Source organism: Nostoc sp. FACHB-152 (genome assembly GCF_014697475.1).
In the GTDB taxonomy this organism is placed as follows: domain Bacteria; phylum Cyanobacteriota; class Cyanobacteriia; order Cyanobacteriales; family Nostocaceae; genus Nostoc_B.
Genome location: NZ_JACJRV010000001.1, coordinates 517,053 through 525,265 on the forward strand (window position 1 = coordinate 517,053; position 8,213 = coordinate 525,265).

Sequence of the window (8,213 nt, forward strand, 5' to 3'; positions counted from 1 at the left end):
TAAAGGCGACACCCGGATTTGAACCGGGGGATAAAGGTTTTGCAGACCTCTGCCTTACCACTTGGCTATGTCGCCGCACTGGCTGTTTACAGCTTTTTACGTTGCTTGTTGGTACAACAGAATTTACACAAAAGCTAAAATACCAGTTTAACTAAGATAGCATAAAACTATTGAAGATGCACAAGTTCAGTTTGAACTTTTTGTTTGTATCTTAGAAATTTTCTATTATGAACAAATTTTATATAAAAAAAAGCCTGGAAAACCAGGCTTTTCTTAGTCTTGTCACTAAGTAAATATTGTTAGTTCCTCGATCTTGTTAAAACTTAAAAACGAAGGCAGGGTCAGGTTGGGAATTAACTAACTCCTAAAAAATTCGGTAGGGGTTGACCACCGTTACGACCTACTGCGGGTATTTCTAGTAAAGCATCTGCCGCTCGTTTAGTACCATTGTTAGTTTTGACATTAGAATCGATAACGACGGAGTTTTGATTTCCTGGATGACCATTGGGAACAAACAGTTGTGGATGGTCAAAGGGTGCTTTTTGATAGCGGACTCGCTCATCAGTTAGTCCTCGTAAAAAGGCTACTAAATCTTCTTTTTGCGCTTGAGTTAAGTTCAGCGGCCGAAGTATATTAGTAGATGAGCGAAAATCTCCACCCCGATTGTAAAACTCTACCACTTGTCGCAGGGTTAACTGCCCACCATTGTGGAAGTACGGAGCAGTGAGTTCTACATTACGGAGTCCAGGGACTTTAAAAGCTCCATCTGCAATTACAGTGTCACTCGAAGTCAATGATGGATTCAGGGTGGGAGGAGCTTCACCAAAGAGATTCTGGAATTTGCCTTGTTGGGCTAGCCTTACCTCTGAAAGTGAGTTGTTAAAAGCGTCTTTTCCACCTAAGCCACGGTCTTCTTTCTGGGGTCTAACACCAATATTGAAAAAGCCTGTATCTACGACTGGTGCCGAAGGTATTGGTATGCGTCCAATTCTTCCTACACGATTCTTTCTGGTCACAGAAGCACTAGTTAATTCTGAGCCAGCGTGGCAACCAATACAAAAACCCTGGTTTTGGAAAATTTGCCATCCTCTTTGTTGTTGGGCTGTGAAAGCAGTGCTTTTTCCACCAAGAAATTGATCCAAGGGGGTCTGGTCAGAGATCAAAGTTTGCTCATACGCCTGGATTGCTAACCCAAAGAACAGCGAGAAATTGTACTCTGGTAATGTGTACTCTATAGTACTCAAAGCACGTCTTCTTGGTTGACGGTAAAATGAACGTTCACCTGTTATCGGATCAACTCGGATAACCAGTCTCGATCTCCACCACTGTGGCTGAAAGGCTTCTTGGATTAAAGCTTCGTAGGTTGTATTCAGACCCTTGACAGATATATTTTTGGTTGAGTTGCTGTAAATACCCAAAACGCTGTCATCGTAAGCCACAATTTGCTTGGCAAGTGGTTTCACCGCAAGTAGCTTTTTACCAAGTTTTCTACCCAATCTTCTCAAGCTGGTGTTAGAAGTTGGGCGTTGAGCCGTTGACTGGGCCGTTGCATTAATACGTCCCAGTTTCTGTGGTAGTTTTACAAGGCGATCCGTTAGTTCATCTGTGAATTCATCTGTGAATTCATCCGTGAATTCATCCGTGAGTTCATCCGTGAGTTCATCCGTGAGTTCATCCGTGAGTTCAATCTTTAATTGATCTAGTTCATCCGTTACTTCTGCAACGTTACTGTCAATCAGACTTACAATACTACCACTTGTGGCATCGATGATTTTGACTATATTGCTATTGTCAGGCAAATCAGCCACTAATGGTGCAGAAGGCCCAATGTCAGGGGTTTCGGCAAATGTCTCAATGGCAGAAAGTGGAGGCCCTACCGCTTGGGAGGCCAGCGAAGAATTATTGAGACTGACTTCCACATCTTCTAAACGTCTCTGATTGGGTGCCTTCAAAACAAGAGCATTTGGATCTCTTGATCCCAATTCGTTCACTCCATTAAAAATATTCTGGGCGCGTCCATCCCAGAAGTTGCGGAAGTTGAAGGCCGCATTAATAACGCTGGGGCTGTGACGATCCGTCACTTGACGAACATTTGTACCTTGGACATTAAATACTGTGTCCTTCAGAGGGGTCACATCGTCTTTGTCTCTTCCGGGAGTAACATCGTTAAATAGTGACCGGAAAACTCCCTGAGAACCAGCAATGTCATTACTGTCGGATACAACAGTTGAATTATTGTTATTCGGATCGGCTAGTTTGTGGAATGGGTAATCTGCTGCCGTTAGCTGGTAATTTGGTCTACCGCCGGTGTTGAATTTATCATTTTTTGGATTAATTTGGTTTTTAGACCTGTTATCTGCACCAGCACGGAAGTGACAACTGGCACATGACTGAATACCGTCAGTGCCGAGTTGCATATCCCAAAACAAAGCTTTTCCTAGAGCGATCGCAGCTGTCTTATTCCTAATGAAGTCATCAATATTATCAGGTTTTGGAACTGGTACAGTGCTAAGTGGAGATATAGGTACCTGTGCTGATGCTAGTTGCGCTGACACTATATGTCCAGCCAATACCACAGATACCATTAATACAGCAATGGTTATACTGCTTTTTAACCTTTTAGAAAACCTGAATCCTATTTTGCGCCATCGATGTAGCACTCTTATTACTAAGATTGGGAGCATTTGTATGCTCTTCAACAACCTTGACCACATTTCCATTAAGGGATGATTAAAACAATCTTCCCTTTTCTTGCGAGCCAGAATTATGTTTTTTGACATTTCTGGCTCTGGCAAGTGGCTATGGTTAGTGTTTCTACCATTGCTCATTTGTTTTTTTGGATGTGCTATTAAATTTGCGTGAAATTAGGCAGATTATACTGCAAAATGTGCATTAGTTTGAGCCGTTTGTGTTTTACTCCTTTACTACCCAAAGCAGATACAGATGTTATTAAACCACTGTTCCAAGTGAATGAAGTATCTAGAAATGACAAGAGTCATTCTGTCAAGCAAAAAAGCGGATAAACAAGCTTTTGAAATGGTGAACTGGGACAACTGAGCAATTAAAGAATTATAATTAATAACTCGGATATTGCCCCAGCATCCTCAGTTTTCCTAAGATTGATAGCTTTTTTACTAATAATTTTGGGTTGGTTGAGTAATAGAGCAACGTTCATACTAATAAATGCAGGTACAATCTACCAAATACATATAACAACAATCGTTAGTAGAACAATTTCGTAAGCTGTTACAAATTTTTATACTTTCAGCAACAAGGTTATGGAGTTTGGGCAATCGTAGATATTCAGCAAGTGACGTGCGACTGGCGTTGTAAGGGTGATACTCACTCACAGCCTAAGTAGGTCGTCGTGAATATTTATCGTCAGGATAAGGCAGGAGGCAGGAGGCAGAAGGGAAGAGGCTTTTAGCTTAATTAATCTTTCGTAACATAGTTAGGTTTTTTCTCACCGACTTACTTACACCCTGGCCTAAAACCTTGATTTTTCGTCTTTGGAGTTAGTCCTATTAATAAAAAAATATAGGTATTAAGAGGATTTTTCCTCCAAAATACCTATATTGCATCATCGGAAGTTAGAAATTAGAGGGACTTGCTAATTTAGCAACAGTAGGATAGCAACTATTTATCAAACTGCGATACCTTCGGTGAGCTTCGCTAACGCAGGAGTTTTGTAATACACAGGTTCATTTCCTAGTTTCCACTTGATATTACAACCGATACTCGGTTTTTGTTCCCAAGTGACATCACGACCTGCCAACACATCTGCGATCGCGGCCCGTAAATCTTTTCCAGTTACAGGTATACCACTCTGCGGACGACTATCGTCTAACTGCCCACGATAGACAAGTCGCTGGTTAGCATCAAATAAGAAAAAGTCAGGAGTACAAGCAGCAAAAAAGTTCTTAGCAGTTGCTTGTGTTTCGTCAAACAGCAGAGGATAAGTTAAATCTAATTCTTCTGCAAAAGCCTGCAAAGATTCTGGTGCATCATCGGGATGAGTGTTCACATCATTAGCACTAATCGCTACAATTCCGAGATTGCTTTGTGTATACTCTTGCCCCAATTTTGCTAATTCAAATTTGATGTGCTGCACATAGGGACAATGACGACTCAGAAATATGACTAACAAGGCTTTTTTGTTAGCAAAATCAGCCAGAGAAACTGTCTGACCAGAAACCACATCTGGTAACTGAAAATTAGGTGCTAATGTACCCAACGGTAACATTGTTGAAAAGGTTTTTGCCATAGTTTTGAATTTTCTTGATAGAAAGTGTAGGAGTATAGGGGAAAGCTAATTTTTTGTTCCCCATTCTCTTTAAACAGCTACAGCTACACGTTGATTGTAAGCAGAAGAATCACCCTTAACAGCCTGACTCTTTTGACCATCAATACCAACTGGGATGTCACCGACAATAGTGACTCGTTGGACATGGCGAGGTTGATTGTCATAATCTGCTACTGCATAATGTTGAGTAGCGCGGTTATCCCAAAACGCCACATCACCAACTTTCCAACGCCAACGGACTGTATTTTCAGGACGTGTTACGTATGACTGCAACAGTCGGATGATATCAGCAGATTCGGTTTTTGATAATCCGCGAATCTGACGCACAAAACCACCGATAAATAGTCCTCTTTCCCCAGACTCAGGATGAACTCGTACTACTGGATGCAGAGTTTCATATACAGTTGAGCTAAAGATAGCGCGGTAAGCTTTCACATCGTCAGAAAGATTAACTGCGGCTTCTGCATAATCAAAGGCGTTGCTATGAACAGCCCAGAGTTCATCTGCAAGATTACGTAGGTGTGTAGGTAAATCTTGATATGCCGTCACAGAGTTCGCCCAAATAGTATCACCACCATAGGCAGGAATATGCAACGCCCGTAAGACAGAGCCGAGGGGAGGACGGTCTACAAAGGTCACATCAGTGTGCCAATTATTCGCACGGGTAGCAGTTTTTCCATAATTCAAGTCTAGAATTTCTGGATGTCCTGGTAAAGATGGTACTGTCGGATGGGCTGTGGTAATTTCCCCGAAGCGACGAGCAAAGGCGACTTGTCCGTTAGCGTCTAGATTTTGATTACGAAAGAATATTACTTTGTATTGGATGAGAGCTTGACGAATCTCGCTGATGATTTCGTTACTCAGATTCTCACTCAAATCAATCCCTAGAATTTTTGCACCGATGCGTCCTGTAAGTGGTTTAATTTCTAAGTGTTGATCAGTCATTTTTTCTCCATTTAGTATAAGTTTTTTAAGTTAAGGTGGGCATTGCCCCGTTGGGGCGGGGTGTAGGGTGTAGGGAAAGAAAGAGCATCAGACACAAAAATCTCTATTAAGCGTGGTTTGTTAAATATGCTTCTGCTTCTTTCTCAATCGCTGTACCTTTGAAGAAATCACGATTTAGACTAATGATGGGATAACCTAGTTGTTCCCGAATTTGTGCTGAACGAGACTTTTTCGTAGGACGTTCAATTGCAATTGTCATGATTACGCCTCCAAAACTCTAAACCCATGACTGTACTCGCACCGATAATCTCAGCAGAACTTGTGCCGAAAGCCAGATAAATTCGATTTATCTATCGATTTACCGTAGATTAATTTAGCATTATGGCACAGCCCTAGTGGTAGCACAAGTACTTAGCAAATAAAATGTAAGTAATACGAGCATTAAGTTTTACTAAAGATTAGACAAACTAACTAAATAGTTTAGTTATATCTATACGTAAGGGAATCCCTTGCTGTTTAAGGATTATGGTAAGTGTTGGATGATTGTAGGGAGGATACTAAAATCATCAATAATGGCATCGGCCTCAACTGGCTCTGGCCAGTTGAGATCGCGTTTCCAGATAGCTTTCATCCCCAGATTCTTGGCTGCTAACACATCAACTGTCGGATGATCGCCAATAAAGACGCTCTCCTGTGCTTTGACTCCTAGCTTTTGCAACGCTCTAGAGAAAATTTCTGGCTCTGGTTTTCTGACTCCCTCTGTTTCAGAAATCAGGATAACTTCAAAATATCGTTCAATCTTTAATCCTTGAATTGTGCGCTGTTGAAAGGTTTCACGACCATTGGTAATGATCCCTAACAGATATCCTGTACTCTTCAAGATTTCTAGAGTGGTATGCAGGTGAGGAAAAGGAACACAGAAATAGATAAATTGAGTCTCATAATCTTGGAGTAAGTCTTGCCAACTCAGCTTTTTACAGGAAAATTCAGACAGCAAGCTCTGGTATACTTTGTCTTTCCAGACATAACCTCGACTATCCAATTCAATGAATCTGGAAATATAGTCTTGTTGAGGAATGCTTTCCAGTGCTGGGGTAAAGCGCTCGTATTGATCTGTAATAAATTGCTGAAGTGAAGTCTCTCGATCTAGGAGAGTACCATCCAAATCGAAAAGGATTGCTTTAATCATGATAATTACTCGTGAACTGTTGACAGGCGATCGCACATAAACCCTGTTTTGTAGTGAAATAATACAACACTAGTCACTACAGCTTAGGAAATTCAAGCAACTCTCTGGCTCTTTTACCAAATTCAAACCCTTCAGTTTCGCTAGCAAAATCTATAACCTCAGTATCATTGCAGCAATATGATAAGTATGCTAAGTTTACGTTTAACTAAATTTAAGTATTTCTAAGCTTTTCTGAAAGTGAACTTTTCAGCCACAAATTGATATTGATTTGAGTTCCCTCACGAAAAATACTGATGCAACAAAGTAATAAAAAAAGCTCTGAAGTAGGCAAACTATTGTTTACTTCTTTGCATCTTCCACCTGCTTTGAAATCTCCTAATGTTTGTTGTTTCGTCATTGGCGAGAGCGTATCTTTTTTTGGCTCTTGGATGACTCAAATCGCCCTAGTATGGATGGTTTATCAAATCACTAATTCAGCGATGTTAGTTGGTGTAGTGGGATTCACTAATCAATTTATGGGGTTGATTATTACACCATTGGTAGGCGTATTACTTGATCGTTGGAATTTACGTTATGTATTACTCACTACTCAGATAGTATCTATTTTGCTCTCTGGTACTCTTACCTTCCTCACCGTTAACGGTCAAATCACGGTGATGTCGATTATCGTCATCGGTATCATGCAAGGGACTGTTAAAGCTTTTGATTTGCCTGCACGTCTAGTAACTATTCCTCGACTTGTGGATAACAAAGCAGATACTTATAGTGCAATTTCTATTCATTCATTCTTAATTAATACAGCTAAATTTATCAGCCCCATGATAGGGGGATTTATCCTTGCTAGATTTGGAGCAGCTTCATGTTTTTTGGTTGATGCTATTAGTTACATACCATTTATTTCAGCCATATTAACTGCTCAAATTAAATCTGTTAACAATAAGCCTTTGCAGAACAAAACAAATATTTTGCAAAATTTAAAAGAAGGTTTTGTATATGCTCATAATTTTCTACCTATTAGATATGTTTTAAACTTACAAATTTTGATTTGTTTCATGGTAATGACCCATGTTAATCTCATACCTGTATTCGTTAAGGAAATTTTAAATGGTAGTGCAGAAACTATGGGTTTCTTAATGACCGCTTCTGCACTTGGTTCTATTATTGCCGGACTTTATTTAGTTCTAAGGAAGCAAGCCGCAGGATTAGTAAAAATCATAGCTTATTCCACTATAGTTTTAGGGCTAGGCTTAATACTTTTTTCTCGCTCATATAATTTTGATATATGTTTAATATTAATTTGTGTTGTTGGGATGACTAATACCCTAACTTTGGCGGCTATTAGTAACTTTGTACAACTAGTTTTGGTTGATGAAAATAAGCGCGGAAGAGTTACAAGTATATTTACAACAGGTTTTTTAGGTATTCTGCCATTCGGTAATTTATTTTTTGGCGGATTAGCAAGTAAATTTGGAGTTGATAATGCTTTATTATTTGGTGGTATTTTTTGCTTAATCGGAGGAGCTATTTTTGTTAGAAGATTGCCTAAAATAGAAAGAATAGTATCTCCGATTTATGCAGAAACAAGTTGATTTGAGCAATAAAATAAACCTGTATCTGAATAACGAACCGCAAAGTACGCTAAGTACACAAAGAAAGATAAGAAAGAAGGTGTTCATATAGCGTTTCCCTATCTAATGAAGTACACTCAATCAAATAAAGCTGTGTATCTTAATTAAGGATAAAAGTGAAAGCATATTCCCTAGATTTACGCCAAAA

General features: G+C 39.7%; 6 protein-coding genes and 1 tRNA gene. 1 reads left to right on the forward strand and 6 read right to left on the reverse strand.

Annotated features, from left to right (window positions below; all coding sequences use genetic code 11):
- Positions 1–3: 3 nt before the first annotated feature.
- The 6 genes from H6G76_RS02060 to H6G76_RS02085 form a co-directional block, all read right to left on the reverse strand.
- A tRNA-Cys gene (locus tag H6G76_RS02060) sits at positions 4–75 on the reverse strand.
- A gap of 278 nt (positions 76–353) precedes the next feature.
- Positions 354–2,585 carry a cytochrome-c peroxidase gene (locus tag H6G76_RS02065; RefSeq protein WP_190694747.1) on the reverse strand — a complete coding sequence of 744 codons (2,232 nt, stop codon included), beginning with the start codon at positions 2,583–2,585 and terminating at the stop codon, positions 354–356.
- 1,058 nt (positions 2,586–3,643) lie between these two features.
- The gene (locus H6G76_RS02070; RefSeq protein ID WP_190694748.1) at positions 3,644–4,264 is read right to left on the reverse strand and encodes a thioredoxin family protein; all 621 of its coding nucleotides are present in this window, start codon (positions 4,262–4,264) and stop codon (positions 3,644–3,646) included.
- A gap of 69 nt (positions 4,265–4,333) precedes the next feature.
- Positions 4,334–5,248 carry a TauD/TfdA family dioxygenase gene (locus tag H6G76_RS02075; RefSeq protein WP_190694755.1) on the reverse strand — a complete coding sequence of 305 codons (915 nt, stop codon included), beginning with the start codon at positions 5,246–5,248 and terminating at the stop codon, positions 4,334–4,336.
- A gap of 106 nt (positions 5,249–5,354) precedes the next feature.
- Positions 5,355–5,507 (reverse strand): hypothetical protein, encoded by a 153-nt coding sequence (locus H6G76_RS02080; RefSeq protein WP_190694823.1) that lies wholly within the window; start codon positions 5,505–5,507, stop codon positions 5,355–5,357.
- Positions 5,508–5,771: 264 nt separating this feature from the next.
- Entirely contained in the window at positions 5,772–6,437 is a 666-nt protein-coding gene (locus tag H6G76_RS02085; protein ID WP_190694757.1) for an HAD family hydrolase, read from the reverse strand.
- Positions 6,438–6,730: 293 nt separating this feature from the next.
- Here H6G76_RS02085 and H6G76_RS02090 point away from each other — a divergent pair, with 293 nt between their 5' ends.
- On the forward strand, positions 6,731–8,026 hold the full coding sequence (locus H6G76_RS02090; RefSeq protein ID WP_190694759.1) for an MFS transporter: 1,296 nt from the start codon (positions 6,731–6,733) through the stop codon (positions 8,024–8,026).
- Positions 8,027–8,213: the final 187 nt, after the last annotated feature.

Excerpts from the sequence above, each read along its gene's own strand:
- H6G76_RS02070 (WP_190694748.1), bottom strand. The coding sequence starts at position 4,264 with ATGGCAAAAACCTTTTCAACAATGTTACCGTTGGGTACATTAGCACCT.
- H6G76_RS02085 (WP_190694757.1), bottom strand. The coding sequence starts at position 6,437 with ATGATTAAAGCAATCCTTTTCGATTTGGATGGTACTCTCCTAGATCGA.
- H6G76_RS02065 (WP_190694747.1), bottom strand. The coding sequence starts at position 2,585 with ATGGTATCTGTGGTATTGGCTGGACATATAGTGTCAGCGCAACTAGCA.
- H6G76_RS02075 (WP_190694755.1), bottom strand. The coding sequence starts at position 5,248 with ATGACTGATCAACACTTAGAAATTAAACCACTTACAGGACGCATCGGT.
- H6G76_RS02090 (WP_190694759.1), top strand. The coding sequence starts at position 6,731 with ATGCAACAAAGTAATAAAAAAAGCTCTGAAGTAGGCAAACTATTGTTT.
- H6G76_RS02080 (WP_190694823.1), bottom strand. The coding sequence starts at position 5,507 with ATGACAATTGCAATTGAACGTCCTACGAAAAAGTCTCGTTCAGCACAA.